Origin of the sequence: Gordonia alkaliphila, assembly GCF_023017165.1 — a bacterium.
Lineage (GTDB): Bacteria > Actinomycetota > Actinomycetes > Mycobacteriales > Mycobacteriaceae > Gordonia > Gordonia alkaliphila.
Genome location: NZ_JALKBW010000001.1, coordinates 479,507 through 504,913 on the forward strand (window position 1 = coordinate 479,507; position 25,407 = coordinate 504,913).

The 25,407-nt window shown below is 68.0% G+C and carries 35 protein-coding genes; 7 read left to right on the plus strand and 28 right to left on the minus strand.

Annotation, left to right across the window (positions count from 1 at the left end; all coding sequences use genetic code 11):
- Positions 1-24: 24 nt before the first annotated feature.
- The 10 genes from MUG78_RS02270 to MUG78_RS02315 form a co-directional block, all read right to left on the minus strand.
- Positions 25-1,548, minus strand: coding sequence for an amino acid permease (locus MUG78_RS02270; RefSeq protein WP_246991801.1), 1,524 nt, complete (start codon positions 1,546-1,548; stop codon positions 25-27).
- A gap of 21 nt (positions 1,549-1,569) precedes the next feature.
- On the minus strand, positions 1,570-1,755 hold the full coding sequence (locus MUG78_RS02275) for a MetS family NSS transporter small subunit (protein WP_246991803.1): 186 nt from the start codon (positions 1,753-1,755) through the stop codon (positions 1,570-1,572).
- Positions 1,752-3,305, minus strand: a complete 1,554-nt coding sequence (locus MUG78_RS02280) for a sodium-dependent transporter (RefSeq protein WP_246991805.1) — start codon at positions 3,303-3,305, stop codon at positions 1,752-1,754. Before MUG78_RS02280 ends, MUG78_RS02275 begins: the two co-directional genes overlap by 4 nt.
- A gap of 80 nt (positions 3,306-3,385) precedes the next feature.
- Complete coding sequence (locus MUG78_RS02285) at positions 3,386-4,306, minus strand: cation diffusion facilitator family transporter (protein WP_246991807.1); 921 nt, start codon at positions 4,304-4,306, stop codon at positions 3,386-3,388.
- A 170-nt stretch (positions 4,307-4,476) separates the two neighbouring features.
- Positions 4,477-4,770, minus strand: a complete 294-nt coding sequence (locus MUG78_RS02290; protein ID WP_246991809.1) for a WXG100 family type VII secretion target — start codon at positions 4,768-4,770, stop codon at positions 4,477-4,479.
- An 89-nt stretch (positions 4,771-4,859) separates the two neighbouring features.
- Positions 4,860-5,174: a WXG100 family type VII secretion target gene (locus MUG78_RS02295; RefSeq protein ID WP_246991810.1), complete on the minus strand. Its 315-nt coding sequence runs from the start codon at positions 5,172-5,174 to the stop codon at positions 4,860-4,862.
- 42 nt (positions 5,175-5,216) lie between these two features.
- Positions 5,217-6,236, minus strand: coding sequence for a hypothetical protein (locus tag MUG78_RS02300; protein WP_246991811.1), 1,020 nt, complete (start codon positions 6,234-6,236; stop codon positions 5,217-5,219).
- Positions 6,233-6,535 (minus strand): hypothetical protein, encoded by a 303-nt coding sequence (locus MUG78_RS02305; protein ID WP_246991812.1) that lies wholly within the window; start codon positions 6,533-6,535, stop codon positions 6,233-6,235. Before MUG78_RS02305 ends, MUG78_RS02300 begins: the two co-directional genes overlap by 4 nt.
- The gene (locus tag MUG78_RS02310; protein ID WP_246991813.1) at positions 6,528-6,980 is read right to left on the minus strand and encodes a YbaB/EbfC family nucleoid-associated protein; all 453 of its coding nucleotides are present in this window, start codon (positions 6,978-6,980) and stop codon (positions 6,528-6,530) included. Before MUG78_RS02310 ends, MUG78_RS02305 begins: the two co-directional genes overlap by 8 nt.
- Positions 6,977-7,276, minus strand: coding sequence for a hypothetical protein (locus tag MUG78_RS02315; RefSeq protein ID WP_246991814.1), 300 nt, complete (start codon positions 7,274-7,276; stop codon positions 6,977-6,979). The genes MUG78_RS02310 and MUG78_RS02315 overlap by 4 nt, the downstream gene beginning before the upstream one ends.
- A gap of 193 nt (positions 7,277-7,469) precedes the next feature.
- Here MUG78_RS02315 and MUG78_RS02320 point away from each other — a divergent pair, with 193 nt between their 5' ends.
- Both MUG78_RS02320 and MUG78_RS02325 read left to right on the plus strand, forming a co-directional pair.
- Positions 7,470-8,558, plus strand: a complete 1,089-nt coding sequence (locus MUG78_RS02320; RefSeq protein WP_372493276.1) for a MinD/ParA family ATP-binding protein — start codon at positions 7,470-7,472, stop codon at positions 8,556-8,558.
- A gap of 96 nt (positions 8,559-8,654) precedes the next feature.
- A complete protein-coding gene (locus MUG78_RS02325; RefSeq protein ID WP_246991816.1) occupies positions 8,655-9,662 on the plus strand; it encodes an alpha/beta fold hydrolase in 1,008 nt (335 codons plus the stop codon).
- Here the strand turns inward: MUG78_RS02325 and MUG78_RS02330 are convergent.
- Positions 9,578-10,864, minus strand: coding sequence for an NAD(P)/FAD-dependent oxidoreductase (locus tag MUG78_RS02330; protein ID WP_246991817.1), 1,287 nt, complete (start codon positions 10,862-10,864; stop codon positions 9,578-9,580). The two genes, MUG78_RS02325 and MUG78_RS02330, sit on opposite strands and share 85 nt — an antisense overlap.
- 123 nt (positions 10,865-10,987) lie before the next feature.
- On the opposite strand from MUG78_RS02330, the gene MUG78_RS02335 reads away from it, so the two are divergent.
- Positions 10,988-11,845 (plus strand): LysR family transcriptional regulator, encoded by an 858-nt coding sequence (locus MUG78_RS02335; protein WP_246991819.1) that lies wholly within the window; start codon positions 10,988-10,990, stop codon positions 11,843-11,845.
- Between the two features lie 4 nt (positions 11,846-11,849).
- Here the strand turns inward: MUG78_RS02335 and truA are convergent, their stop codons facing one another.
- From truA to infA, 8 genes are all read right to left on the minus strand, one after another.
- On the minus strand, positions 11,850-12,719 hold the full coding sequence (gene truA / locus MUG78_RS02340; RefSeq protein WP_246991821.1) for a tRNA pseudouridine(38-40) synthase TruA: 870 nt from the start codon (positions 12,717-12,719) through the stop codon (positions 11,850-11,852).
- A 78-nt stretch (positions 12,720-12,797) separates the two neighbouring features.
- On the minus strand, positions 12,798-13,379 hold the full coding sequence (gene rplQ, locus MUG78_RS02345) for a 50S ribosomal protein L17 (RefSeq protein WP_246991823.1): 582 nt from the start codon (positions 13,377-13,379) through the stop codon (positions 12,798-12,800).
- A 59-nt stretch (positions 13,380-13,438) separates the two neighbouring features.
- The gene (locus tag MUG78_RS02350) at positions 13,439-14,491 is read right to left on the minus strand and encodes a DNA-directed RNA polymerase subunit alpha (protein WP_246991825.1); all 1,053 of its coding nucleotides are present in this window, start codon (positions 14,489-14,491) and stop codon (positions 13,439-13,441) included.
- A gap of 78 nt (positions 14,492-14,569) precedes the next feature.
- A complete protein-coding gene (rpsD, locus tag MUG78_RS02355) occupies positions 14,570-15,175 on the minus strand; it encodes a 30S ribosomal protein S4 (RefSeq protein ID WP_246991827.1) in 606 nt (201 codons plus the stop codon).
- Positions 15,176-15,196: 21 nt separating this feature from the next.
- Positions 15,197-15,604, minus strand: coding sequence for a 30S ribosomal protein S11 (gene rpsK / locus MUG78_RS02360; protein WP_246991829.1), 408 nt, complete (start codon positions 15,602-15,604; stop codon positions 15,197-15,199).
- Positions 15,604-15,972, minus strand: a complete 369-nt coding sequence (rpsM, locus tag MUG78_RS02365) for a 30S ribosomal protein S13 (RefSeq protein ID WP_246991831.1) — start codon at positions 15,970-15,972, stop codon at positions 15,604-15,606. Before rpsM ends, rpsK begins: the two co-directional genes overlap by 1 nt.
- A 176-nt stretch (positions 15,973-16,148) precedes the next feature.
- Entirely contained in the window at positions 16,149-16,262 is a 114-nt protein-coding gene (gene rpmJ / locus MUG78_RS02370) for a 50S ribosomal protein L36 (RefSeq protein WP_024332746.1), read from the minus strand.
- 49 nt (positions 16,263-16,311) lie between these two features.
- A complete protein-coding gene (gene infA, locus MUG78_RS02375) occupies positions 16,312-16,533 on the minus strand; it encodes a translation initiation factor IF-1 (protein WP_003418601.1) in 222 nt (73 codons plus the stop codon).
- 225 nt (positions 16,534-16,758) lie between these two features.
- On the opposite strand from infA, the gene MUG78_RS02380 reads away from it, so the two are divergent.
- From MUG78_RS02380 to MUG78_RS02395, 4 genes are read left to right on the plus strand one after another with little or no spacing between them, the layout of a single operon-like run.
- Positions 16,759-17,166 carry a phage holin family protein gene (locus MUG78_RS02380; RefSeq protein ID WP_246991834.1) on the plus strand — a complete coding sequence of 136 codons (408 nt, stop codon included), beginning with the start codon at positions 16,759-16,761 and terminating at the stop codon, positions 17,164-17,166.
- 6 nt (positions 17,167-17,172) lie between these two features.
- A complete protein-coding gene (gene fdhD / locus MUG78_RS02385) occupies positions 17,173-18,018 on the plus strand; it encodes a formate dehydrogenase accessory sulfurtransferase FdhD (RefSeq protein ID WP_246991836.1) in 846 nt (281 codons plus the stop codon).
- 10 nt (positions 18,019-18,028) lie between these two features.
- Positions 18,029-18,478 (plus strand): D-aminoacyl-tRNA deacylase, encoded by a 450-nt coding sequence (gene dtd, locus MUG78_RS02390; RefSeq protein WP_246991838.1) that lies wholly within the window; start codon positions 18,029-18,031, stop codon positions 18,476-18,478.
- Position 18,479: 1 nt separating this feature from the next.
- Positions 18,480-19,673: a glycosyltransferase 87 family protein gene (locus MUG78_RS02395; protein ID WP_246991840.1), complete on the plus strand. Its 1,194-nt coding sequence runs from the start codon at positions 18,480-18,482 to the stop codon at positions 19,671-19,673.
- On the opposite strand, the gene map is transcribed toward MUG78_RS02395, so the two are convergent.
- From map to rpsH, 9 genes are all read right to left on the minus strand, one after another.
- Positions 19,657-20,394 (minus strand): type I methionyl aminopeptidase, encoded by a 738-nt coding sequence (map, locus tag MUG78_RS02400; protein ID WP_246996758.1) that lies wholly within the window; start codon positions 20,392-20,394, stop codon positions 19,657-19,659. The two genes, MUG78_RS02395 and map, sit on opposite strands and share 17 nt — an antisense overlap.
- Positions 20,395-20,456: 62 nt before the next feature.
- Positions 20,457-21,002 (minus strand): adenylate kinase, encoded by a 546-nt coding sequence (locus MUG78_RS02405; RefSeq protein WP_246991842.1) that lies wholly within the window; start codon positions 21,000-21,002, stop codon positions 20,457-20,459.
- Positions 20,999-22,330, minus strand: coding sequence for a preprotein translocase subunit SecY (gene secY, locus MUG78_RS02410; protein WP_246991845.1), 1,332 nt, complete (start codon positions 22,328-22,330; stop codon positions 20,999-21,001). Before secY ends, MUG78_RS02405 begins: the two co-directional genes overlap by 4 nt.
- Positions 22,331-22,544: 214 nt before the next feature.
- Positions 22,545-22,988: a 50S ribosomal protein L15 gene (rplO, locus tag MUG78_RS02415; RefSeq protein WP_246991847.1), complete on the minus strand. Its 444-nt coding sequence runs from the start codon at positions 22,986-22,988 to the stop codon at positions 22,545-22,547.
- Positions 22,985-23,170, minus strand: a complete 186-nt coding sequence (gene rpmD / locus MUG78_RS02420) for a 50S ribosomal protein L30 (RefSeq protein WP_246991849.1) — start codon at positions 23,168-23,170, stop codon at positions 22,985-22,987. Before rpmD ends, rplO begins: the two co-directional genes overlap by 4 nt.
- A 3-nt stretch (positions 23,171-23,173) precedes the next feature.
- Complete coding sequence (gene rpsE / locus MUG78_RS02425; protein WP_246991850.1) at positions 23,174-23,833, minus strand: 30S ribosomal protein S5; 660 nt, start codon at positions 23,831-23,833, stop codon at positions 23,174-23,176.
- 43 nt (positions 23,834-23,876) lie between these two features.
- A complete protein-coding gene (gene rplR, locus MUG78_RS02430) occupies positions 23,877-24,272 on the minus strand; it encodes a 50S ribosomal protein L18 (RefSeq protein WP_246991852.1) in 396 nt (131 codons plus the stop codon).
- 3 nt (positions 24,273-24,275) lie between these two features.
- Positions 24,276-24,812 (minus strand): 50S ribosomal protein L6, encoded by a 537-nt coding sequence (gene rplF / locus MUG78_RS02435; RefSeq protein WP_246991854.1) that lies wholly within the window; start codon positions 24,810-24,812, stop codon positions 24,276-24,278.
- 14 nt (positions 24,813-24,826) lie between these two features.
- Complete coding sequence (gene rpsH, locus MUG78_RS02440; RefSeq protein WP_246991856.1) at positions 24,827-25,225, minus strand: 30S ribosomal protein S8; 399 nt, start codon at positions 25,223-25,225, stop codon at positions 24,827-24,829.
- Positions 25,226-25,407 lie beyond the last annotated feature (182 nt).

Consider the following 25,407-nt stretch of genomic DNA (forward strand, 5'->3'; position numbering starts at 1 on the left):
CGTTCTGGCATGCGGCCTACCACGTTAGCTGGTCAGTCGCTGGGCAGCCGCAGCCTGCTCGGCCCGCGCCCGTTCCGCGTAGACCGAACGGTGGTACCCGTAGCTGAAGTAGACGATCAGACCCAGCACCATCCAGACCAGGAAACGCAGCCAGGTCTCCACCGACAGGTTGATCATCAACCACAGGCAGGCCAGCACCGACAGGATCGGGATCAGCGGCATCAGCGGCACGCGGAAGCCGCGCGGTAGATCGGGACGGGTGCGGCGCAGCACCATCACGCCGATGCTGACCAAGATGAACGCGAACAGGGTGCCGATGTTGACCATCTCTTCGAGGGTGCCCATCGGGAAGAAGGCCGCGAGGATGCCCGAGCTGACGCCGACCAGCACGGTGAACCGGGCCGGGGTGCCGCGGCGGCTGGTCTTGGCGAGGCCGCGCGGCAGCAGGCCGTCGCGCGCCATGGCGAAACCGACGCGGGCCTGGCCGAGCAGCATCACCATCACCACGGTGGTCAGACCGGCGAGCGCGCCCAGGTTGATGATCCATTCCACCCACGTCACGTGGTGCGCGTTGAAGGCGGTGGTCAGCGTCGAGCCGATCACCTCTCCCGTGTTCGGATCCACCTTGTCGGCCAGGTCGGTGTACGGCACCATGCCGGTGACCACCAGGGTCACCGCCACGTAGAGCACGGTCACGATGCCGAGCGAGGCGAGGATGCCGCGGGGCAACGCCTTCTGCGGGTTCTTGGTCTCCTCGGCGGTGGTGGCGACGATGTCGAAGCCGAGGAAGGCGAAGAACACCAGCGACGCCGCCGCGAGCAGGCCGTACCAGCCGAAGTTGCTGCCCTCGGCGCCGGTCACCACCGACAGAAGGCTCTGCGTCCACACGCTGCCGCCGGCGTCGGCCTGCGGCACCGCCTCCGGGACGTACGGGGTGTAGTTCTTGGTGTCGATGTAGAAGGCGCCGGCGATGATCACCAGCAGCACCACCGCCACCTTGAGGGCGGTGATGATCACCGAGACGCGCGAGGACAGTTTGGTGCCCAGCGCCAGCAGCGTGGTGAGCACCGCGATCAGCAGCACCGCACCCCAGTTGAACTCGACCGGGCCGAACAGGTGCACGGTGGCTGGGGTCCCCATGATGTTGCCGAGGTACGCCGACCAGCCGAGGGAGACCACCGAGGCGGCCAGCGCCAGCTCCAGGAACAGGTCCCAGCCGATGATCCAGGCGGCGAACTCGCCGAAGGCCGCGAACGAGAAGGTGTAGGCGCTACCGGCCACCGGGACGGTCGACGCGAACTCGGCGTAGCAGAGCGCGGCCAAGCCGCAGGCCACGGCGGCGATGACGAAGGCCAGCGACACCGAGGGACCGGCGACGTTGCCCGCGGTGCGCGCGGTCAAGGTGAAGATGCCGGCGCCGACCACCACGGCGACACCGAAGACGGTGAGGTCCCAGGCGGTCAGATCCCGTCGGAGTTTGGTGTCCGGTTCGTCGGTGTCGGCGATCGACTGTTCGACGGACTTGACCCGTTTGAACGGATTGTCCACGGCCTGCCTTCCTCGGTGCGATCAGGTGTCGCGCGTGGGATGCGCTTCCTGCTGCTGCCGCGCCTCGTCGACGACGTCGTCGGGCAGCGGCGGCAGCGTCGACGGATCCACTTCGGCGCGGGCTCGAAGATAGCTGATGCTGCCGATGAGGCCTCCCCACACCAGCAGAATCGCGACGATGAGGAGGGTGATAGCGGGTCCGGTCATCGCTTCTGTCCTTCCAGGAATTCCTCCGAGGGCCAGGCGTGGAAGTCCTCGTCGTCCCGCCCGCCCCAGCTGGCCACCGTCAACAGGATCGCCCCGACCACGGCCAGGCCGACGGTGCCCCAGCCGAACACGTTGAGGTACCAGGTCGGCAGTCCGCTGTAGCCGTCGGTGATCAGGTCGATCACCTTCTGCACCAGCATCACGGTGAGGAAGATCGGTCCGACGACGCCGATCAGCACCAGCCACCAACGGCCGAGTTTGAAGGTGGAGATGGCGTTCAGGTGACGGCGGAGGAGGTCGCCCTTGCGGGCCACCCAGACCACCGAGACCGTCATCACGATCGCCGACAGCACCACGCCGACGTTGTTGGCGTACTGGTCGACGGTGTCCAGCGTCCACAGGCCGGTGGTGGTGGCGAACAGCGAGAAGGAGACCACCGCGCTGACCACGCCGACCGTCACCGCCGCGGTGCGCTGGGACAGGCCGAACTTCTCCTGCACGGCGATCGAGACGCCGACCACCAGCGACACCAGCGAGGTGAAGCCGGCGATCACCAGCGACCCGAAGAACAGGACGCCGAACAGGACGCTGCCGGGCATCTCGGAGATCACCGCGGGGAAGGTCACGAACGAGAGAGTGGGGCCGCTCATCCCGAGCTCGTCCATACCTTTGCCCTGTTGGTTGGCGAGGAACCCCAGCGCCGAGAAGACGCCGATACCGGCGAGGATCTCGAAGGAGGAGTTCGCGAAGCCCACCACCAGGCCGGAGCTGGTCATGTTGGCCCGTCGGCGCTGGAACGACGAGTACGCGATCATGATGCCGAACGCGATGGACATGGAGAAGAAGATCTGGCTGTACGCGGCGATCCACACGTTGAGGTCGGTGAGCGCGCCCCAGTTCGGTGTGAACAGTGCGTTCAGTCCGTCGGTGGCACCCGGCAGCGTCACGGCGCGGATCACCAGTGCGCCGAAGCCGAGGATCAGCAGCGGAATGCCGATGACGTTGATCTTCTCCACGCCGTTCGCGATACCGAGCGCCAGGATCACGATGATCAGCACCCACACGGCGGCGAGCGGCCAGGCGACGCCCGCGACCAGGTCGGTGGAGACACCGGCTTTCTCGGTCACGTGCAGGTAGTCGTTTTCGAAGAAGGTCTTGGTGTTCGCACCCCACTGGTTGCCGAACGAGAAGTAGAAGTAGCTCAGCGCCCAGGCGATCACCGCGGCGTAATAGACCGAGATGATGAACAGCAGCATGGTCTGGAACCAGCCGATCACCTCGGCGCGCTTGGCGAGGCGGCGCAGCGCCAGCGGGGCGGCACCGCGGAATCGCTGGCCGATCGAGTAGTCGAGGAACAGGATCGGCAGACCCGCAGTGACCAGGGCGATCAGGTACGGAATCAGGAAGGCGCCGCCGCCGCTCTCGTAGGCGACGCCGGGAAAGCGCCAGATGTTGCCGAGGCCGACGGCCGAGCCGATGGCCGCGAGGATGAACCCCCGGTTGGAAGTCCAGGTCTGCCGCTGCGCGCCGCTGGTCGCGGTTTCCGTCATCGGGCACCTCTCTCGTTCGCGATTTTCCTGACGTTAGCGCACCTGTGCGCCGCGTGACCCCCGGTCGTCACCGGTCGGTGTCACAGGGATGCGCGATCGATGTCCGGCTCCAGGTAGATCAGCCGCGCGTGCGGTACCGCGGCTCGCGCGCGCGCCTCCGCGCTGTCGATGGCCGTGGCGACCTGCGCGGCGTCCGAACCCGGCGCGATGGCGATCTTGGCCGCCAGGAGCAACTCCTCCGGGCCGAGATACTGGGTCTTCATATGAATCACTCGGACCACGCCGTCGCCGGGCAGCGCCTGCGCCAGAGCGGCTTCTTCGGCCTCGGTGGCGCCCTCGCCGATCAGCAGGCTCTTCATCTCGATCATCAGGACCACGGCGATCAAGCCGAGCAGCACGCCGATGCCGACGGTGCCGATGCCGTCCCAGACCGCGTCGCCGGTGGCCATGGTCAGACCGACGCCACCGAGCGCGAGCACCAGACCGATCAGCGCGCCGGTGTCCTCGAGGAGCACCACGGGCAGCTCGGGGCTGCGCGAATTGCGGATGAAGCTCCACCACGACGCATTGCCCTTGAGCGGCTTGGACTCCTTCTGCGCGGTGTAGAAGCTGTACGACTCGAGCGCGATCGCGACCAGCAGGATCACGATGGCCACGATCGGCGAATCGAGGCCGTGGTCGCCGGCGTGCTTGATCTTCTGGTAGCCCTCGTACAGCGCGAACAGCGAGCCGAGCGAGAACAGCACGAGCGCCACCACGAACGAGTAGAAGTAACGGGCGCGGCCGTAACCGAACGGGTGCAGTTGGTCGGCGTCCTTGCTTGCGCGCTTCTGACCGAACAGCAGCAGACCCTGGTTGGACGTGTCGGCGACGGAGTGGACGCCTTCGGCCAACATCGACGACGAGCCGGTGATCGCGAAACCGGTGAACTTGGCGATGGCGATTCCGCCGTTGGCCAACAACGCGGCCACGATCGCCCGCTTCGAGCCCTCTGCCGACACTCTGGTCTCCACTTCTCCGCTCACCGAACGGACGACAACAGTTGTTCCGGACGTATCGGAGAAGTCCGGGGAGTGTCAGCGTAATCGGCGCCCGCGCACGACATCCGGCGGATCCGGCCGTGCGGCCCGATCCGCCGGATATCACCGAATTCTCGGCGCCCGTGTTCCGGTCAGGTGGCGAACGACTTGCCGACCCGCTGATCGGTCTCCTGCATCCGCGTGCTCGCCTTGCTGACGCCGGACCCGAGGCCGTCCAACCGCAGGCGGGCGTCGGCGAACAGGCGGTCCCAGTCGGCCTGCGCTCCGCGGTAAGCGGCCGCGCCCCCGGAGTCCCAGTTGGCCTCCAGCGCCTGCACCTGCCGTTTGAGCTGCCCGGACAGCTCTTCGAGCCGCCCGAACTGGGCTTTCAAGTCCCCGGCGAGGGTCCCCAGGCCCTCGAAGTTGTAGCGAATCGTCGCTCCCATGATGTTCTCCCCCGTCAGTTCCCGTGTGTTGGTGATGGTGTGTTGGTGCTCGTGTGCTGTTGCTCGTGTGCTGCCGGTCGTCGTACCGATCAGAGATTCAGGCCGGCCGAGCCGACGATCTGCTTGCCCGCGTCCGCGTCGGAGTCGTCGTAGCCGAGGAAACCGGTGGTCAGCTTGCTTTCGATCGCGTTGAGCGCCTGCTCCAGGCGCACCGCGGTGGTGTGCCAGTCGGTGTGGGTGGTGTCGAAGGACTTGGCGGCCGCGCCGTTCCAGTCCCCCAGTCCGCTGGCCGCGGACGCCTTGATCCGGCCGATCACTCCCCGCATGTCACCCACGATCCCCTTGATCGTGGAGGTGGCGGCCTGACCGGCGACCACGTCCAGATTCAATCCGTTGCCGTACATGTGTTGCTCCTCTTCTCGGTGCCGGATCACCTCGGGATCCGGTCAAAGGTCGTCGTCCGCCGTCACCGGGCAGTCCCAGCCGGGTGTCGACGGGGTCGCCTCGGCGCCCGCCGCCGGCTCTCCGCTGACCGGCCGCTCCCCCAGCGCCGGTTCCGGAGTGGCCGGGACGTCGACGACGCCCACCGGCCGGACCGTGGGCGCGGCACCGGACGTCGGCGTCGCCGACGGCGTGGCCCCGGCCGACGCGGCGCCGACAGCGGGCGGTGTTCCCGCGGTCGGCGGACCCGGCACGGTGAGCGACGGTGAGCCGGGTACGAGCGGGGTGCCGGTCGGTGTCGGCATCGGTGCAGTCGGTGGCGGGGCCGCCAGGTTCCCGACGAGTTGCAGACCCGACGACATCAGGGGCAGCGCCGCCTGCAGCAGTCCGGTCACGGTGTCGGCGGTGATCGGCGGCGGCGTCACCGGGACCGGCGCGCCGTCGACGGCCACTTTGGCGGTCGGCACGGCGAGCTGCGCGCGGGTCGCCGCGATCACCGCCAGGCCCTCGGTCACGCCCTCGGCGGCGAAGCCCAGCGCCGCCGCCTGCCCGGGCGGGGTCATGATGGCCGGCATGGTGGCCGCGATCAGACCCGCGGTCTTGGCGATCACTCCCTGCAGCGCCGCCAGACCGGTGCCCACCACGGCGAGTCCGCCCTGCAGGTCGGCTGCCATCGCCGTCCCTTGCGCGGCCAGCGCGCCGGCGTTGCCCGCGGCGAGCGCCGTCTTCGCCGCAGCGCCCGCCGCGCCGTCGCCCGCCCACAGCCCGCTGAGCGCCTCGATCGCGGCGCTCGCCGCCCCGACGCCGGTCTGCAGCGTCTGCGCGAGACCGGTCAGCATGGCGGTCGGATCCCCGGGTCCGGCGGGCAGTACGCCCGTCCCGAATGCGCTGAGCAGACCGTGCAGCGGGGTCAGCAGGGCCAGCGGATCGAGCAGCTGCGCGGGCGTCAGGTCGAGCACGTCGAGCAGCCCGGTGGGCGCCAACAGGTCGCCGATGGTCTCGGTGCCCGTTCCGGTCGGACTCATGACGCGCCGATTCCGGCGCCGCCCGCCGCGTCGGCGGCCTGCACGGCGGCCAGTCCGGCGGTGGCCGCGGCTGCGGTCGCCGACTGGACGGCGGCCAGCGACCCGACCGCGGCGAGGTGGTTGGCCTGCGCCACGGTGAAGGCGGCCAGAAACTCCTGACCGATCACGCCGAACGCCCCGGCCAGCACCGCCGAGGCGCCCGCATCGGCGACACCGGCCGCCGCGGTGGCCGCGCCCAAGGCGGCGCTGGCGGCGGCGAACGATTCCACGGCTCCGGCCGCAACCGTCATCTCACTCATCGTTGCTCCTGACTGCTGAAGTCCGCTCCCGCACGGCGGTGGGCTGACAATTGGACGTTGCCGAGACCGAACCGGTTCCCTCCGTACCCGGCGTGTCGGCGAACTCCCCCGAGGTGTCGTCGAACTGCTCGGTGAACGCGGCCAGGAGCTCGTCGCGTGCCGCGCACAGATCGAGGTCGGCAGCGGCGGCGGCTTCGGTGATCAGCCGACCCAACCGTTCGGCGTCGCCCTGCCCCGCACCCGGCGCCAGTTGCAGGTCGGCCAGCCCGCCGCCCGCGTCCAAGCGCACCGTGACCCGGCCGTCGTCGACCGAGGCGGTCGACGACAACGCGGCAAGATCGCCGCGCACCTGCTCCAGGACCGCGAGCTGCGCAGCGGCCCGCGCCGTGATCCGATCCATCGCCCCCGCCGCCATGTCCCCGTGCACGTCCGTGCCCGCGGTCATCGGGCACCGCACCAACGGTCGGCGTCGGCCTCCAGGCGGAGCAGTCCGGCTCGGTCGGGCAGACCGAGGGCGTCGAGCACCTCCCACGGAGTACCGGTCTCGGCCAGTTCCAGGCGTCGCCGGTGTGCTCCGGCGCCCCGCGCGAGGGCGCACAGCGCGACCACCCGCGCGGCGACGACGTCCAGGTCGGCCGACAGTTGAGCGGGCGCGATGCGGACTCGGACGGGCAGTCCTTCGTCGGTGGTGGTCACGGCCAGGCCGCCGCAGGGCGACGCCGCCTCATGGAGTTGGTTCATGGTGGTTTAGACGCAGCGGCGGCCGTTTCGGTTCCCTCGACATGCCGATCGGTGCGACGTCGGTCGTCGCGCTGACCTGCGGACCGTCGTACTTGGACGTTCCGGCGGCGAGTCCGGTTCCATCGCCGCATTCCCGGGCGTGGCGCGGCGGGCACCGGCGTAGCGTTCGCCACTTCGGGGACATCACCCGATCATCGGAGGGGGAAATCATGACCGAGATGCCTGCGACGCTGCCGCCGTGGCTCACCGACAACCAGCCGCCACCGCCACCCCGCTGCAGCCGGCGCCTCCTCCGCCGTCTCCCCGCTGCCACCGGCACCGTCGCCGGGTACGCGCCGGTCCCGCCCTCGACCAGTTGGCGCTGCTGCGCAAGGCACGACGGCCACCCGCCGGCGGCTGGCGGCGCGCCGTGCACAGCCTGACCGGCGGCGCGGTGAACCCGGGCCAGTCGGCAGCGGAGCTGGAGTACCAGGAACTGCTCGAACGGGTACGACGCCCGGTCCGCGGCGACTACCGGATCGCGGTGCTGTCTCTCAAGGGCGGCGTCGGCAAGACCACCACCGCCGTCGGACTGGGCTCCACCTTCGCGTCCCTGCGCGGGGACCGGGTGATCGCCGTCGACGCCAACCCGGACCTGGGCACGCTGGCCCAACGCATTCCATTGCAGACCGACTCCACGGTGCGCGACCTGCTGGCCGATCCGGCGATCCACCGCTACTCGGACGTGCGCGCCCACACCTCGCAGGCGCCGAGCCGCCTCGAAGTGCTGGCCTCCGAGCGCGATCCGGCGGCCGCTGAGGCGTTCAGCGAGGACGAGTACCGCGGCGTGATGGCCGTGCTGCAGCGGTATTACAACATCGTGCTGACCGACTGCGGGACCGGACTGTCGCATTCCGCGATGCGCGGCATCCTCGATCTCGCGGACGCGTTGATCCTGGTCAGCTCGCCGGCGCTCGACGGCGCCCGCAGCGCCGGGGCTACCCTGGACTGGCTGGCCGGACATGGTTTCGGGCACCTGATCTCCCGAGCGGTGGTGGTGCTCAGCTCGGCGCGGCCCGGGTCGTCGTCGATCGACGTGGACCAGCTGACGCAGCACTTCCTGACGCGCTGCCGAGCCGTGCAGACCATCGCGTTCGACGATCATCTGGCCGAGGGCGCGGCGATCGACCTGGACCTGCTGGGCCGGCGCACGCGCCGCGGATTCGTCGAGTTGGCCGCGGTCATCGCGGACGATTTCGGCGGCACCACCCTGCGGCGACAGCCCCCGTTCCTGCCCGACTGAGGCCCCTCCGAGTGGGCATCGCCCTGCGAACGGGGGTTGAATGGGAGGTGTACATCCGGCGTGCGCGCCGGAGCGCCACCGCTTTGGGAGACCCGTATGACAGCGCGTATCGAATACCGGACGATCCACGGCTACCGCCGCGCCTTCCGGATCGCCGGCGAGGGACCGGCCATCCTGCTGATCCACGGCATCGGTGACAACTCGTCGACGTTCGACGAGATCATCGACGAGTTGGCCCGCGACCACACGGTGATCGCACCGGACCTGCTCGGCCACGGACTGTCGGAGAAGCCGCAGGCCGACTACTCGGTGGCCGCGTTCGCCAACGGCATGCGCGACCTGCTGGTGGTGCTCGGCATCACCCGGGTCACGGTCGTCGGGCATTCGTTGGGCGGCGGCGTGGCCATGCAGTTCTGCTACCAGTTCCCGCGGTTCGTGCAGCGACTGGTGCTGGTGGCTGCGGGCGGCGTCACCACCGACGTGAACCCGGTGCTGCGCCTGGCCTCGGTGCCCGGTGTACCGCTGCTGCTGCGCGGCCTCCGGCTGCCCGGCGTGGCCCCGCTGGTGCGCGGCACGGCGCGGTCACTGGCGCGGATCGACGACCTGCCCGCACTGCCCGAACGCCTCACCCCGCGCGCGATGATCACCGATCACCAGGATCTGCTACGCATCGTCGACGAGCTGACCGACCCGCATGCGCACGCCGCGTTCACGCGCACCCTGCGCGCCGTCGTCGACTGGCGGGGCCAGACGGTGACCATGCTCGATCGCGCCTACCTCACCGAACGACTGCCGCTGCTCGTGGTCTGGGGCAGCAAGGACACGGTGATCCCGGTCCATCACGCCGCGCTGACCGGCGCTGCCATCCCGCACGCGCAGGTGGAGATCTTCGACGGCGCCGGGCACTTCCCGTTCCGCGACGATCCGCGCCGCTTCGTCGACCTCGTCCTGGACTTCATCGCCACCACCGAGCCGATCGAATTCGATCCGGCCAACTGGCACGCGCTGATGTCGGCCGGTCAGCGACTCGACGAGATGGTGGGCGACGACGACTTGCTGGGCGAGATCTTCGAGGCCTTGGAAACCGAGCGCAGCGTCAGCTGATCGAAGCCGGGCCGATCGCTGCCGGCGAACGACCGGAACCAGGACACGACCGCCGCCACCCGATTGCGGAAGCCCACCAGGTAGAACAGGTGCACGCCGAGCCAGGTGAGCCAGCCGAGGAAGCCGGTCAGTGTGACGCCGAACGGGGCGTCGACCACGGCGTTGTGCCGATTGACGACGGCCATCGAGCCCTTGTCGAGGTACCGGAAGGCGGTGCCGGTGACGGTCTTGCCGCGGATCATGTCGGCCGCGTGCCGACCCTGCTGCATGGCCACCGGGCTCTGACCCGGGTAGCCGCGCAGGCTGGTCATGTCGCCGATGGCGAAGACGTCGGCCCGTCCGCCGACGGTGAGGTCGGGATTGATGAGCAGTCGGCCGGCACGATCGGTGTCGCAGCCGGTGGCCTCGGCGATCACACCGGCCAGCGGCGTGGCCTTCACGCCCGCCGACCAGACGACGGTGCGCGAGGTGATCTTCTGCTCGCCGTCGGCGCCGGAGACGGTCACCACGTCGTCGGCGATGTCGGTGACGAAGGCGTTGGTCAGCACCTGGATGCCCGACTCCTCCAGCGTCGCGCGGGCGAAGTCCGAGAGGCGGCCGCCGTAGACCGGCAGCAGGTCGGCCGCGCCCTCCACCAGGTACACGGTGGCGGGCACCTCGGTGTAGAACCGGTCGTGCAGTTCGCGGATCTGCCCGGCGATCTCCACGCCGGTCGCGCCGCCGCCGACCACCACGAAGGTGTGTGCGGCCTGGTCGTTGAGCGGGGCGTGCACACAGTCATACAGGTGGGCGCGCAGCGTCGTCGCGTCGTCGAGCGATTTGAGCGAGAACGTGCGATCGGCCCACTCGTCGTGGCCGAAGTAGCCCTGCGCGGCACCGGCTGCGACGATCAGCTTCTTGTAGCCGATGTGCTGCGGACCGTCGGCCGTCTCATAGGTGAGCACCTGCGCCTGGGCGTCGAGGGCGGTCACATAACCCTGGACGACGTCGATCGTCTCGTAGTCGGAGAGGACGTCGGCGATCGGCGGGGCGATCTCCGCGGGGTCGAGGACGCCGGTGGCGACCTGGTACAGCAGCGGCTGGAACAGATGCTCCGGAGTCGCCGAGATCAACGTCGTCGGCACCTTCGACTTGGCCAGTTGCTTGGCGGCCGACAGCCCGCCGAAACCCGAACCGATCACTACGACGTCGGTGCTCCGCACAGTTCTCTCCTCGAGGTTCGATTACCGATGGAACCACTCTCGCGAACGATGAGGCGAATACACAAGGCGGTCGACCACGGGATATCGCATTGCCTCCATCTGTTTTGCTCATACAATGAGGTCATGGAGTTTCGCCAGCTGACCTACCTCGTCGCCGTCGCCAAACACGGCGGATTCTCGCCTGCGGCGCGCGCCTGCTTCGTGTCCCAGAGCGCGGTCAGCCATCAGATCGCCGCCCTCGAACGGGAACTCGGGGTCGAGCTGTTCCACCGCAGCGGACGCACCGTGACGCTCACCGAGGCGGGCGAACTCCTGCTCCCCCGCGCCGAGCAGCTACTCGCGCTGCGCGACGACGCGATCGCCGCCGTCACACCGCGCCCCGACCGCGTCGCCGTCGCCGCCAACATGTCCTTCGCCCGGGCCGCACTGACCGCGGTCGCTGCGGTCCGCGAGCGCCATCCCGAGGCGGAGATCGATTTCCTGCTCAAGCCGTTCGAGCAGCGCATCGACGCCGTCGCGAGCGGGGAGGCGGATCTGGCACTGGTTCGCGGGACCGTCGATCGGGACGGGCTGTACCGGGATCCGCTCTGGGTGGATCAACCGGTGATCGCCTTCGCCGCGCGCCATCCGCTCGCCGCGCACGTTCGCAGTCCCCACCTCGCCGAGTTGGCCTCGTATCCGCTGCTTCTCCCGGCGGCTGACAAGCAGGTGCTGCTGCACAAACTGGTGGAGAAGGTGTTCGCCCGCGCCGGCGTCACGCCGCACTACGGGCCGCAGTCGCGGCCCGGTCATCCGGTGGCCTTCGAACTGATCAACCAGCCCGACAGCTGGACCATCCTCTACGAGGATCCGCTGGCCCCGGGCATCGCCTGCCGGCGCAGTCTCGACTTCACCCTGCCCGTGTCGGCGGTCCTGCGGACGGACGCGACGCCCAATCCGCTGGTCGCCGAGCTCCTCACCGAGTTGTCGAGCTACCGCTGAGACGTCAGTCGCCGCAGCAGCCGTCGCCGTCCCCGCCCAAGTCGCCGCCCAGGTCGGCGGCCGATCGGACGTCGCGGGTGCGCTCGTTGCGCGCCGCCCACTCGTGCTCCGCCGGATAGTAGACCTCGGCGAGGGCCAGACCCCGCGCCTGCGCGACGGGGACCTGCGCGCTGCGGGTCCGCTCGGCGAGCAGCCCGGCGCACCAGTCGAGGTCGCGCCGCCCCTCGGCCACCGCGGCGACCGCACCGACCAGTGACCGCACCATGGACCAGCAGAAGGCGTCGGCCACCACGCGCCCGACGAGCACGCCGTCGTCGTCGCGCCGCCAACCGAACTCCTGCAGCTCGCGAATGGTGGTGGAGCCTTCCCGGAAGCGGCAGAAGGCGGCGAAGTCGTTCAGGCCCAACAGCGACGACGACGCCGCATTCAGGGCTGCGAGTTCGAGGGGCCGCGGCCAGTCCGCGGTGCGGCGCGCCGACAACGGCTCCGGGCCCCAAGCGGCGTCGGTCAGGCGGTATTCGTAGCGTCGCGCCAGCGCCGAGAAGCGGGCGTCGAAGTCGGGCGAGACCGCCTCGACGGATTTGATGCGCACGTCGGCGGGCAGCAGCTTGGCCAGGCGGCGCACCAGGCGCGCGGGATCGCCGCCGATGGAGCGAGTGTCGAGGGCCGCGGCCGGCACGTCGCAGTGCGCGACCTGTCCGGTGGCGTGCACCCCGGCGTCGGTACGCCCGGCCACGGTGAGCCGGACCGGCACCCGCAGCACGGTCGCGAGCGTCGACTCCAGTGTCTCGCAGACGGTGCGGCGGCCGGGCTGCGTGGCCCACCCGGAGAAGTCGGTGCCGTCGTACCCGATCAGCAGCCGCAGCCGCAGCATCGGAGAAACGACGAACCCGCCGACCCCCTCGCGGGGATCGGCGGGCTCGTTCGCAGGCGTCTGAATCAGAGCGCCCGACTACTTGGCGTCGTCGGAACCGTCGACGTCGGCACCCTCGGCGAGAGTCTCGTCTGCGGTCGCCGCAGCCTGGTTCTCGTCGGCGGCCTCAGACACGGCTTCAGCGTTCTCGACCTCGGCGTCGGTGGCCTCGTCGATGACCTCGGCCACCGGGTTGGCAACCTTCTCCGCAGCAGCCTTGGACGCAGCAGCGCGGGTGGCGCGGCTGGCCTCGGTGGAAGCGGTCTGCTCGGTCACGAGAGCGATCACGGCCATCGGCGCGTTGTCGCCCTTGCGGGGCAGGGTCTTGATGATGCGGGTGTAGCCACCGTCACGGCTCGAGTACAGCGGAGCGATGTCCTCGAACAGCTTGTGGACGATGTCCTTGTCGCGGATGTCCTTCATCACCTGGCGACGGTTGGCGAGCTCGCCGGCCTTCGCGTGGGTGATGAGCTTCTCCGCGTACGGACGCAGGCGCTTGGCCTTGGCTTCGGTGGTGGTGATGCGGCCGTGCTCGAAGAGCGCCGTGGCCAGATTGGCGAGCATCGCCTTCTGGTGGCTGGCCGACCCGCCGAGGCGGGCACCCTTAGTGGGCTTGGGCATTGGTTTCTCCTAGGAGGGGCGCCGATCGCAGACCGGCAGTCTCAAATGGTCTTCGACAGCTACAGCTGCTCGGTCTCGGCGAAGTCCTCACCAGCGTCGTCGCCGTACGACGACTCATCACTCCACATCCCGGTGGCCGGGTCGTAGCCCGCGACCTGCGAGGGGTCGAAGCTGGCCGGGCTGTCCTTGAGGGACAGCTGCAGGCCGTGCAGCTTCACCTTGACCTCGTCGATCGACTTCTGACCGAAGTTCCGGATGTCGAGCAGATCCGACTCGGTACGCGCCACCAGTTCGCCGACGGTGTGAACACCCTCGCGCTTCAGGCAGTTGTACGAGCGGACAGTCAGCTCCAGATCCTCGATCGGCAGGCTGAACGCGGCGATGTGATCGGCCTCGGCAGGCGACGGCCCGATCTCGATGCCCTCGGCCTCGACGTTGAGCTCCCGCGCCAGGCCGAACAGCTCGACCAGCGTCTTACCGGCCGACGCCAGGGCGTCACGCGCGGTGATGGAGTTCTTGGTCTCCACGTCGAGCACCAGACGATCGAAGTCGGTGCGCTGCTCGACACGGGTGGCCTCGACCTTGTAGGTCACCTTCAGGACCGGCGAGTAGATCGAGTCGACCGGGATACGGCCGATCTCGGCGCCGGTGGCCTTGTTCTGCACGGCCGGCACATAGCCGCGGCCCCGCTCGACGACGAGCTCGATCTCGAGCTTGCCCTTGTCGTTCAGGGTGGCGATGTGCAGATCCGGGTTGTGCACGGTGACGCCGGCGGGCGGCACGATGTCGGCGCCGGTGACGGCTCCCGGACCCTGCTTACGGACGTACATGGTGACCGGCTCGTCTTCTTCCGAGCTGACCACGAGGCCCTTGAGGTTCAGGATGATGCCGGTGACATCTTCCTTGACTCCGGGGACGGTGGTGAACTCGTGCAGGACGCCGTCGATGCGGATGCTGGTGACTGCTGCGCCCGGAATGGACGACAGCAGCGTGCGCCGCAGCGAGTTGCCCAAGGTGTAACCGAAGCCCGGCTCGAGGGGTTCGATGACGAACTTCGAGCGGTTCTCGGCGAGGACCTCTTCAGACAGAGTGGGTCGCTGGGAAATGAGCATGGTGAGTGATTCTCCTTCGACCGCCCACTATTTGACGGCCTCGAGGGTGAACCGGGACAGCGTTGGCTGCCTCGGCGATTACTTGCTGTAGTACTCGACGATGAGCTGCTCGGTCAGCGGCACATCGATCTGCGCGCGCTCGGGCACGTTGTGCACGAGGAGACGCAGCGTCGAGGGGACGACCTGGATCCACGCCGGAACCGGACGCTCGCCGAGGGTCTCCTTGGCGATCTGGAACGGCGGGGTGGCCAGCGACTTCGGCTTGACGTCGATGATGTCGTACTGGCTGACGCGGAAGCTGGGGACGTCGACCGAGTGGCCGTTCACGGTGAAGTGACCGTGGCTGACCAGCTGGCGCGCCTGACGACGCGTGCGAGCCAGGCCCGCACGGTAGACGACGTTGTCCAGACGCGACTCGAGGATCTGCAGCAGCACGTCACCGGTCTTGCCGGAGCGACGGTTTGCTTCCTCGTAGTAGCGACGGAACTGCTTCTCCATGACGCCGTAGGTGAAGCGAGCCTTCTGCTTCTCCTGCAGCTGGAGCAGGTACTCGGTCTCCTTGATGCGCGCGCGACCGTGCTGGCCGGGCGGGTAGGGACGACGTTCGTACGCCTGGTCTCCACCGATCAGGTCGACGCGAAGACGACGGGACTTCTTGGTTGCGGGGCCGGTATAACGAGCCATTTTCCTTTTCCTCCCTCTCCGCTAGACCCGGCGCCGCTTGGGCGGGCGGCAGCCGTTGTGCGGCTGCGGGGTCACGTCGGAGATGGTGCCGACCTCGAGGCCGGCTGCCTGCAGCGAACGAATGGCGGTCTCGCGACCCGAGCCCGGTCCCTTGACGAAGACGTCGACCTTCTTGACGCCGTTCTCCATGGCCTTGCGGGCAGCGTTCTCGGCAGCGAGCTGCGCGGCGAACGGGGTGCTCTTACGCGAACCCTTGAAGCCGACGTGGCCGGACGAAGCCCAGCTCAGCACGTTGCCCTCGGGATCGGTGATCGACACGATCGTGTTGTTGAACGTCGACTTGATGTGCGCCTGGCCGTGCGGGACGTTCTTCTTCTCGCGACGACGAGTGCCCTTCTTCGGGCCGGCACTACGTGACTTGGGGGGCATTACTTCTTCTTCCCGGCGATGGTCTTCTTCGGACCCTTACGGGTACGAGCGTTGGTCTTGGTGCGCTGACCGTGGACGGGCAGGCCACGACGGTGGCGCAGACCCTGGTAGCAGCCGATCTCGATCTTGCGACGGATGTCGGCCTGGACCTCGCGGCGCAGGTCACCCTCGACCTTGACCGAGGCTTCGATGTACTCACGGAGCTTGCTGACGTCAGCGTCCGTGAGGTCCTTGGCGCGCATGTCCGGGTTCAGACCGGTCGCGGCAAGGATCTCCTTGGAGGTGGTACGACCCACCCCGAAGATGTAAGTAAGTGCGATCTCCAGCCGCTTCTCGCGGGGGAGATCGACACCGGCAACACGTGCCATGTGATTCTTCCTTCGATTTTCAGAGGTCTGCTCCCAGTCCGTCCCGCCTCTGCGACGGGCCCCGGCCTCTGGTCCGGGGGTAGGCGGGCGCGCGTCTGCGCCCGCTGGTGCTGGGAGTTCCTTCACTTACCTGTGTTCAGTTGTGTTCTTCAAGCGGACCTGAAGAAGAACGCGGATCAGCCCTGGCGCTGCTTGTGGCGCAGGTTTTCGCAGATCACCATGACTCGCCCGTTACGGCGGATCACCTTGCACTTCTCGCAGATCGGCTTGACGCTGGGGTTGACCTTCACGTCAGCTTCTCCTTATTCAAGTTCCGGACTCGTCCGCGAGCCCGGCGGTCTACTTGTAGCGGTAGACGATGCGGCCACGGCTCAGGTCGTAGGGCGAGAGCTCTACGACGACCCGGTCCTCCGGCAGGATGCGAATGTAGTGCTGACGCATCTTCCCGCTGATGTGGGCGAGCACCTTGTGGCCGTTCTCCAGCTCAATGCGAAACATCGCATTGGGCAGGGGCTCGACAACGCGACCCTCGACCTCAATGGCTCCGTCTTTCTTAGCCATGTCCTCCGCGATTCTGGTCGACGCAGCATGCGTCTCCCGGTTGAATCTTGTGTTTTCCGCTACGGTCGGTGCAACGCGCGACTGGTCGCACGCATGCGAGAACGCACGACGCACCGAGGTTCGATGTTACGCGACCTGGGCCGTCAGAGCCAATCGGTGCGCGCGTGGGGCAAGCGACACAGGGCAATCGCCTCCTGGCGACCGAGGCTTTGACAGACTGACTCCATGCGCTCATTCATTCTCCGCACGCTGCTGACCGCCTTCTCCCTGTGGGTGGCAGTGCAGCTGGTTCCCGGGCTGGACTTTGACTTCGGATCGCTCACCAACTGGTGGGCCAAGTTCGGCGTCGTCCTGCTGATCGCTGTGATCTTCGGGGTGGTCAACGCCTTCGTGAAGCCGATCGTGCAGATCCTGTCCATCCCGCTCTACATTCTCACCCTGGGCTTGATTCACATCATCATCAATGCGTTCATGCTCGAACTGACCGCATGGATCACCAACAACCTCACCCACTGGGGCGTGGACGTGCAGGACTTCTTCTGGTCGGCGATCTTCGGCGCTCTGGTGATCTCGGCGGTCAGCTGGCTCGCGGCGGTGCTGCTGCCCGACAGCGTCGACAACCTGTACAGCTAGCCGAGTATGGGCCGCATCACCGCACGTCGACGCGTGCTGCGCGTACACCGCGACGGTGCCGCTGCGGACCGCGCCGATCTGCTGGCCGTGGAAGAACCCCTGGAGATCCGGGTCGACGGTCGGCCGCTGTCGGTCACCATGCGCACGCCGGGCGACGACATCGAACTCAGTCTCGGCTTCCTCGTCGCCGAGGGCATCATCGCCTCCCACGCGGACGTGGTCTCCGCGGGCTTCCGGGGCGGCGAGGCACTGGACGTGACGCTCGCCGCGCACGTCGCGCCGCCGTCGGACGATCTGTCCCGCCACGTGACCACCACGAGCGCGTGCGGCGTCTGCGGCAAGACGTCCCTCGCGGCGGTCCACACTTCCTCCCGCTTTCACCCGGACGCCGATCCGGTGCGGGTGAGCGCCGACTTCCTCCTCGACCTTCCCGACCGACTGCGCGCCAAGCAGACCGCCTTCGACAAGACCGGCGGCCTGCACGCGGCCGCCCTGTTCGATGCGTACAGCGGCGAGCTGCTGGTGGTCCGCGAGGACGTAGGGCGGCACAACGCCGTCGACAAGGTGGTCGGCTGGGCGCTCACCGAGCAGCGGCTGCCACTGACCGGCACGGTGCTGCAGGTCTCCGGGCGCGCCAGCTTCGAGTTGGTCCTCAAGGCGGCGATGGCCGGGATCCCCGTGCTCTCGGCCGTGTCGGCGCCGTCGTCGATGGCCGCGGAACTCGCCGTCGACCACGGCATCACACTGGCCGGCTTCACCCGGGGCGACTCCCTGGTCCTGTATGCGCGCTCGGACCGCGTCGTCGGGCCGTCGGCCGCCGAGGTCGCGGACGGCCCCGAGCCCACCCGGTAGGGTCACCGGGGTGCGAGCGGTCATTCAACGAGTCAGCGCCGGATCGGTCACCGTCGACGGCGAATGCCTCGGCACCCTGGAGTTGGCCGACGGCGCGCTCGGCCTCGTGGCGCTGGTCGGCGTGACCCACGACGACGGACCGGCGCAGGCGACGAAGCTGGCCGACAAGATCTGGGGCCTGCGCATCTTCGACGGCGACGGCGGCCCGGAGCGGTCCGCCGCCGACGTCGGCGCGCCCATCCTGGTGATCAGCCAGTTCACCCTGTACGGCAACACCGACAAGGGCCGTCGTCCCACCTGGAACGCCGCGGCACCGGGTCCGGTCGCCGAGCCGCTCGTCGACACGGTGGTGGCGGAGCTGCGGGCGCGCGGCGCGCACGTGGAGACCGGACGGTTCGGCGCCGACATGAAGGTCGCGCTGGTCAACGACGGCCCGGTGACCCTGCTCCTCGAGGTCTGAGGTGCCCGTCCCCCGCCCCGCGGGCGTGCTCGCGATCGGCGCGGTCGCCTTCGCAGCGTCCCTCGCTCTCGGCCTGCTGCTCGGCTTCGGCCACGACCAGATCGACCTCGACGTCTATCGCGCCGGCGCGCAGGCCTGGCTCGACGATGTGGACCTGTACGCCGCCTGGTTCCCGGTGCACCACATCTGGCTGCCGTTCACCTATCCCCCGCTCGCGGCCGTCGTCTTCACCCCGTTTGCGATCCTGCCCGCCACGGCCGCCGCGGTCGCGATGGCCACCCTGTCGATGGCGTCGTTGGCCGGCACGGTGTGGCTCATCCTCACCCGTATCCGCCCCGACCTGGACCGGATGATCGCCGTCGGACTCATGCTCGTCGCTCTCGCTGTCGCCATCCAGCTGGAGCCGGTCACCGAGACCCTCGGCTTCGGCCAGGTGAATCTGATCCTGATGTTCCTGGTCACCGCAGACCTGCTGGTCGAGAGACCCTGGTGGCCGCGCGGCATGCTGATCGGCCTCGCCGCCGCGGTGAAGCTGACCCCGGCGGCGTTCGGACTGTTCTTTCTGCTCAACCGCGACGTCCGCGCCGTCGCCACCCTCATCGGCTCGGCCGCCGCGGCCACCGCCGTCGGCTTCCTCCTCGCGTGGCACGATTCGCTGGAGTACTGGTTCGGCGGCGTGTTGACCGGGACGGACCGCATCGGGACGACGTTCTTCTCGTCGAATCAGTCCTGGAAGGGTGTGCTCGCGCGACTGGCCCCGGACGCCGGCGCCGCGCTGTGGCTGCTCGGCGCGACGATCGTGGTGGGCTGTGCCGCGATCCTGATGGTGCGGCTGCTGCGCGCCGGACGTGCACCGGAGGCGATGGTGGTCAACGCGCTGGCGGTGCTGCTCTGCTCACCGGTGTCGTGGTCGCACCACTGGGTCTGGGTGGTGCCCGCGCTGGTCCTGGCGGTCGACGCCGCGGTGCGGGGCCCGCACCGGGCGGCGCTCATCGCCGGCACCACGGCCGTGACCGCGGTCTTCGCCATCGGACCGCATTGGCTGGTCCCGTACTGGCGGTCGCCGCAGCACAGCCCGGAACTCGAGTGGGCGTGGTGGCAGCACCTGATCGGCGACACCTACTCGCTGATCGCCGCAGCCGTCCTCCTAGCCGGCGTCGCGTTCTACCGGCCGACGGTCAGGGCCGCGGTGTGAGAATGCGCGGGCCGTCCTCGGTCACCGCGACGGTGTGTTCCCAGTGGGAGGCGCGCGTGCCGTCGTCGGTCACGACGGTCCAGTCGTCCTCGAGGATCGACGTGTCGGGACCGCCCAGCGTCAGCATGGGTTCGATGGCGAGCGTGGAGCCGATCGCCAGCAGCTCCTTGCCGCGCCCGGGATTGTCCTCGTTGGCCACGAACGGATCCATGTGCATCTCGCGACCGATGCCGTGCCCGCCGTAGCCTTCGACGATGCCGAAGGAGCGGCCGAACCGCTTCTCGGCGGCGCGGGTCCCGGCTTCGATGGCCTTGGAGACGTCGTTCACGGTGGCCTCGGCGATCATCGCCGCGATACCCGCTTCCAGCGACATCCGGGTGGCTTCGTTGAGCTCTTCGTCGAGCTTCGACAGCGGCCCGATGCCGAAGCTCCAGGCGGAGTCGCCGTGCCAGCCGTCGAGAATGGCGCCGCAGTCCACAGACACCAGGTCGCCGGTGGCGAGCACCACCTTCGAGGACGGGATGCCGTGCACCACGACCTCGTTGACCGAGCTGCAGATCGACCCGGGGAAGCCGTGGTAGCCCTTGAACGACGGCACTGCCCCGGCCTCGCGGATCACCGTTTCGGCGATCTCGTCGAGGTCGGCGGTGGTCACACCGGGCTTGGCCTCCTGGCGGCAGGCCACGAGGGCGGCGCCGACGATGACGCCGGCCGCCTCCATCGCATCCAGTTCGCCGGGTGTGCGGAAGGGAACGACCTTCCGCTTACGGAAGCGAACCACTATTACTTACCGAGCTTGCTCAGCACCTGGGTGTGCACGTCGGCCACTTCGCCCATGCCGTCGATCTCGGTGATCGAACCGGCGTAGTGGGTCAGCAGCGGCGCGGTCTCGTCGGCGTAGACCTTCATCCGGTTGCGGATGACGTCTTCGGTGTCGTCGGCGCGGCCGCGGGCGAGCATGCGCTCCACGACGGCGTCTTCGTCGACCACGAACGACAGCACGCCGTCGAGCTCCACGTTGGCGTCGGCGAGAATGCCGGACAGCGCTTCGGCCTGCTCCACGGAGCGGGGGAAGCCGTCGAGGATGAAGCCCTTGACCGCGTCCGGCTCCACGAGACGCTCGCGCACCATGTTGACGGTGATCTCCGGCGGCACCAGGTTGCCGGCGTCGAGGTACTTCTTGGCCTCGAGACCGATCGGCGTGCCCTGCGAGATGTTCGCGCGGAACAGGTCACCGGTGGAGATGTGCGGAATGCCCAACGCTTCGGAGAGCAGTTCGGCCTGCGTCCCCTTGCCTGCTCCGGGAGGTCCGAGAATGACGAGTCTCACTTGAGGAACCCTTCGTATTTGCGTTGCATCAGCTGGCTACTGATCTGCTTTAGCGTATCGAGGCCGACGGCCACCATGATCAGAAGTGCCGTACCGCCGAACGGGAGATTGGCCACACTGCTGCTGTTGCCGATCTCCAGGAACAGGTTCGGCAGGATCGCGATGATGCCCAGGTACAGCGAGCCGGGCAGCGTGATCCGGCTGAGCACGAAGCTCAGGTAGTCGGCGGTCGGTTTGCCCGGACGGATCCCCGGGATGAAGCCGCCGTAGCGCTTCATGTCGTCGGCGCGTTCCTCCGGGTTGAAGGTCACGGCCACGTAGAAGTACGTGAAGAAGATGATCAGCAGGAAGTACGTCGCGATGTGGAACCAGCTGCCCGGATCCACCAGGTTGTCCTGAATCCAGAGTTTCCAGCCGGAGATCTCGCCGCTGCCCTGGGTCACGCTGATGATGAGCTGCGGGATGTACAGCAGCGACGACGCGAAGATCACCGGGATGACGCCCGCAGTGTTGACCTTGATCGGGATGTAGGTCGACGATCCGCCGTACATCTTGCGGCCCACCATGCGCTTGGCGTACTGGACCGGGACGCGACGCTGACCCTGCTCGATGAACACGACGGCGACGAGGATGATCAGCACGGCCAGGCAGACCAGGCCGAAGATCAGGCCGCCACGGCTCTGCAGGATGGTGCGGCCTTCGGCCGGGAGGCGCGCGGCGATGCCGGCGAAGATCAGCAGCGACATGCCGTTGCCGACGCCGCGCTCGGTGATCAATTCGCCGAACCACATGACCAGGCAGGCGCCCGCGGTCATGACCAGGACAATGAGGGTGAGCGCCATGATGGACTTGTCGACCAGGATGGCGTCGGAATTACAGTTTCCGCCCGACGACGGCAGCAGGTTGCCCGCGGCTGCGAGGGCCACGATGCCGGTGGACTGCAGCAGTGCCAGCGCCACCGTGAGGTAGCGGGTGTACTGCGTCATCTTGTTCTGGCCGGACTGGCCTTCCTTGCGGAGCTGCTCGAAGCGCGGAATCACCACGGTGAGCAGCTGCACGATGATCGACGCCGTGATGTACGGCATGATGCCGATCGCGAAGACCGACAGCTGCAGTAGCGCGCCGCCGGAGAACATGTTGATCAGCGAGTACACCTGGCCGGTGTCGCCGGTGGTGGCGGCGTCGACACAGTTGTTGATCTCGCGGAAGTCCACACCGGGCGACGGCAGCGTCGCGCCGAAGCGGTAGAGGACGAGGATGCCGAGGACAAAGAAGATCTTCTTCCTCAGGTCTGGCGTCCGGAAGGTCGCCACGAGGCTGGAAAGCACTAACTCCTCCTACGACCGCGCGATCTTTCGACCGTCAGCGGTGCTCGGCTTCATCTCGTTGAAAAGTACTCGACGGGTCGCTTTCGCGTCCGTCACGCGGGCGGGGCCCGCAGAACCAAAACTTTAACAGCCGCCATGAGCGGCCGGTCAGGTGCGCCCGGTCTCATCCCGTGACGGGACGACGACGCGGGCACACCTGACCGTTGGTACAGACCTACTGCTCGGTGACCGAACCGCCGGCGGCGGTGATCTTTTCCTTCGCAGCACCGGTGAACTTGTCAGCGGTGATGTCCAGCTTGACGGTCAGTTCGCCGTCGCCCAGGACCTTGACCAGCCGGTTCTTGCGCACGGCGCCGGCGGCGACGAGCTCGGCGACACCGACGGTGCCACCCTCCGGGAACAGGTTGGCGAGATCGCCGACGTTGACGACCTGGTACTCGACCCGGTTGCGGTTCTTGAAGCCCTTGAGCTTCGGGAGACGCATGTGGATCGGCATCTGGCCGCCCTCGAATGCGGCGGGCACGTTCTTGCGTGCCTTGGTGCCCTTGGTGCCGCGACCCGCGGTCTTACCCTTGGAACCTTCACCGCGACCCACGCGGGTCTTCTCGGTCTTCGACCCGGGAGCCGGGCGAAGGTGATGCAGCTTGATAGCGCTCATTCGTTGACCTCTTCAACAGTCACGAGGTGCCGCACGGCCTTGACCAGGCCGCGGTTGATCGGGGTGTCCTCGCGCGTGACGGTCTTGCGGATGCCCTTGAGGCCAAGGGTGCGCAGGCTGTCACGCTGGTTCTTCTTGGTACCGATGGTGCCCTTGATCTGGGTGATCTTCAGCTGTGCCATGGTTTACTTCCCTTCGGTCGCCGCGGCGGCAGCAGCGGCGCGAGCGCGCAGCATGCCGGCCGGTGCGACGTCTTCGACGGGCAGGCCACGTCGAGCAGCGACCTCTTCAGGCTGCTGAAGCGACTTGAGCGCCTCGACGGTGGCGTGCACCACGTTGATCGCATTGTCCGAGCCCAGGCTCTTGGCGAGGATGTCGGTGACACCCGCGCACTCGAGGACGGCGCGCACGGCGCCACCGGCGATGACACCGGTACCCGGGCTGGCCGGACGCAGCATAACGACGCCGGCCGCAGCCTCACCCTGAACCGGGTGGGTCACGGTGCCGCCGATCATCGGGACGCGGAAGAAGCTCTTGCGAGCCTCCTCGACACCCTTCTGGATCGCCGCGGGAACTTCCTTGGCCTTGCCGTAGCCGACACCGACCATGCCCTGGCCGTCGCCGACCACCACGAGCGCGGTGAAGCTGAAGCGGCGTCCGCCCTTGACCACCTTCGAGACGCGGTTGATGGTCACCACGCGCTCGAGATGGTTGCGCTCTTCGCGCTCGTTGCGGCCACCGCGGCTGTCGCGACGGTCGCCGCGGCCGCGGCGCTCGCCGCGATTGTCGTTGCTGTTGTTGGCGCCGGCAGGTGCGTTTCTGCCGTCACGCGCGGGTCCGGGCATTAGAGATCCCCTCCGGTCATGGTCATGGTCATCACGTTGATCATCAGAACGCCAGGCCTCCCTCGCGGGCAGCGTCGGCCAGGGCCGCGATGCGACCGTGGTAGGCCTTGCCGCCGCGGTCGAAGACCACGGTCTCGATGCCGGCAGCCTTGGCGCGCTGGGCGACGAGCTCGCCGACCTTGGCGGCCTGGGCGCTCTTGTCGCCGCCGGCGCCACGCACGTCGGCCTCGATCGAGCTGGCGGCGGCCAGGGTGTGGCCGGTCAGATCGTCGATCACCTGAACGTGGATGTGGCGGCTGCTGCGGTGCACGGCCATGCGCGGACGCTCGGCGGTGCCGTTGACCTTCTTGCGCAGGCGGAAGTGACGACGCTTGGTCGCGGTGCGACGACGGGTCGACGCGTCCTTGCCGAGGGGTGTGCGGTCGATTGCTTCACTCATGTCTTACTTACCCGTCTTTCCGACCTTGCGGCGGATCTGCTCACCCTCGTAGCGCACGCCCTTGCCCTTGTACGGGTCCGGACGACGCAGACGACGGATGTTCGCCGAGATCTGGCCGACTAGCTGCTTGTCGATACCCGAGACCGAGAACTTGGTCGGAGACTCCACCGCGAAGGTGATGCCTTCCGGAGCCTCGATCGGCACGGGGTGGCTGTAGCCCAGGGCGAACTCGAGATCGCGGCCCTTGGCCTGCACGCGGTAACCGACGCCGTAGATCTCCATCTTGGTGGTGTAACCGTTGGTGACACCTTCGACGAGATTGCTGACGAGCGAGCGGTTGAGGCCGTGGAGAGCGCGGTTACGACGATCGTCGTCGGGCCGGGTCACCACGATGGTGTTGTCTTCCTGAGCCACAGCGATGGGCTCAGTGACGGTGAGGCTCAGTTCGCCCTTGGGGCCCTTGACCTTCACGTCCTGGCCGGCGATGGTCACTTCCACGCCAGCAGGGATAGCAATGGGGTTCTTACCGATACGCGACATTTCTTGCGCTCCCCTTACCAGACGTACGCGAGGACTTCGCCGCCCACGCCCTGGTTGATTGCCTGGCGATCGGTCAGCAGGCCCGACGACGTGGAGATGATCGCCACGCCGAGGCCGCCCAGCACCTTCGGCAGGTTGGTGGACTTTGCGTACACGCGCAGACCCGGCTTCGACACGCGACGGAGGCCAGCGATGCTGCGCTCCCGACTCGGGCCGTACTTCAGGGTCACGGTGAGCTTCTTCCCGACCTCGGCGTCTTCGACGCGGAAGTCGGTGATGTAGCCCTCACGCTTGAGGATCTCGGCGATGTTCACCTTGATCTTCGACGAGGGCAGAGACACCTCGTCGTGGTACGCCGAGTTGGCGTTACGCAGACGCGTCAGAAAGTCTGCGATCGGGTCAGTCATGGTCATGGTTGACCGTCAACCTTTCTCGTAGTGGTTCCCATGCAACGCCGGGCGCAGACTCGTGAGAGTCGTTGACCTGCGGTGGGCCTTCCACGAAGTGGATAGTTGTGCAAGGTTCTGCGGATCGATCGCTCTCACCGCGACCTTGTCCGATTCCATTGGCTTTTCGCCGGGACCGGAAAAGGTAT

Excerpts from the sequence above, each read along its gene's own strand:
- MUG78_RS02275 (WP_246991803.1), bottom strand. The coding sequence starts at position 1,755 with ATGACCGGACCCGCTATCACCCTCCTCATCGTCGCGATTCTGCTGGTG.
- MUG78_RS02280 (WP_246991805.1), bottom strand. The coding sequence starts at position 3,305 with ATGACGGAAACCGCGACCAGCGGCGCGCAGCGGCAGACCTGGACTTCC.
- MUG78_RS02290 (WP_246991809.1), bottom strand. The coding sequence starts at position 4,770 with ATGGGAGCGACGATTCGCTACAACTTCGAGGGCCTGGGGACCCTCGCC.
- MUG78_RS02295 (WP_246991810.1), bottom strand. The coding sequence starts at position 5,174 with ATGTACGGCAACGGATTGAATCTGGACGTGGTCGCCGGTCAGGCCGCC.
- MUG78_RS02300 (WP_246991811.1), bottom strand. The coding sequence starts at position 6,236 with ATGAGTCCGACCGGAACGGGCACCGAGACCATCGGCGACCTGTTGGCG.
- MUG78_RS02305 (WP_246991812.1), bottom strand. The coding sequence starts at position 6,535 with ATGAGTGAGATGACGGTTGCGGCCGGAGCCGTGGAATCGTTCGCCGCC.
- MUG78_RS02310 (WP_246991813.1), bottom strand. The coding sequence starts at position 6,980 with ATGACCGCGGGCACGGACGTGCACGGGGACATGGCGGCGGGGGCGATG.
- MUG78_RS02315 (WP_246991814.1), bottom strand. The coding sequence starts at position 7,276 with ATGAACCAACTCCATGAGGCGGCGTCGCCCTGCGGCGGCCTGGCCGTG.
- MUG78_RS02325 (WP_246991816.1), top strand. The coding sequence starts at position 8,655 with ATGACAGCGCGTATCGAATACCGGACGATCCACGGCTACCGCCGCGCC.
- MUG78_RS02335 (WP_246991819.1), top strand. The coding sequence starts at position 10,988 with ATGGAGTTTCGCCAGCTGACCTACCTCGTCGCCGTCGCCAAACACGGC.
- truA (WP_246991821.1), bottom strand. The coding sequence starts at position 12,719 with ATGCTGCGGCTGCGGCTGCTGATCGGGTACGACGGCACCGACTTCTCC.
- rplQ (WP_246991823.1), bottom strand. The coding sequence starts at position 13,379 with ATGCCCAAGCCCACTAAGGGTGCCCGCCTCGGCGGGTCGGCCAGCCAC.
- MUG78_RS02350 (WP_246991825.1), bottom strand. The coding sequence starts at position 14,491 with ATGCTCATTTCCCAGCGACCCACTCTGTCTGAAGAGGTCCTCGCCGAG.
- rpsD (WP_246991827.1), bottom strand. The coding sequence starts at position 15,175 with ATGGCTCGTTATACCGGCCCCGCAACCAAGAAGTCCCGTCGTCTTCGC.
- rpsK (WP_246991829.1), bottom strand. The coding sequence starts at position 15,604 with ATGCCCCCCAAGTCACGTAGTGCCGGCCCGAAGAAGGGCACTCGTCGT.
- rpsM (WP_246991831.1), bottom strand. The coding sequence starts at position 15,972 with ATGGCACGTGTTGCCGGTGTCGATCTCCCCCGCGAGAAGCGGCTGGAG.
- infA (WP_003418601.1), bottom strand. The coding sequence starts at position 16,533 with ATGGCTAAGAAAGACGGAGCCATTGAGGTCGAGGGTCGCGTTGTCGAG.
- MUG78_RS02380 (WP_246991834.1), top strand. The coding sequence starts at position 16,759 with ATGCGCTCATTCATTCTCCGCACGCTGCTGACCGCCTTCTCCCTGTGG.
- fdhD (WP_246991836.1), top strand. The coding sequence starts at position 17,173 with ATGGGCCGCATCACCGCACGTCGACGCGTGCTGCGCGTACACCGCGAC.
- map (WP_246996758.1), bottom strand. The coding sequence starts at position 20,394 with ATGGAGGCGGCCGGCGTCATCGTCGGCGCCGCCCTCGTGGCCTGCCGC.
- rplO (WP_246991847.1), bottom strand. The coding sequence starts at position 22,988 with ATGAGCGCTATCAAGCTGCATCACCTTCGCCCGGCTCCCGGGTCGAAG.
- rpmD (WP_246991849.1), bottom strand. The coding sequence starts at position 23,170 with ATGGCACAGCTGAAGATCACCCAGATCAAGGGCACCATCGGTACCAAG.
- rpsE (WP_246991850.1), bottom strand. The coding sequence starts at position 23,833 with ATGCCCGGACCCGCGCGTGACGGCAGAAACGCACCTGCCGGCGCCAAC.
- rplR (WP_246991852.1), bottom strand. The coding sequence starts at position 24,272 with ATGAGTGAAGCAATCGACCGCACACCCCTCGGCAAGGACGCGTCGACC.
- rplF (WP_246991854.1), bottom strand. The coding sequence starts at position 24,812 with ATGTCGCGTATCGGTAAGAACCCCATTGCTATCCCTGCTGGCGTGGAA.
- rpsH (WP_246991856.1), bottom strand. The coding sequence starts at position 25,225 with ATGACCATGACTGACCCGATCGCAGACTTTCTGACGCGTCTGCGTAAC.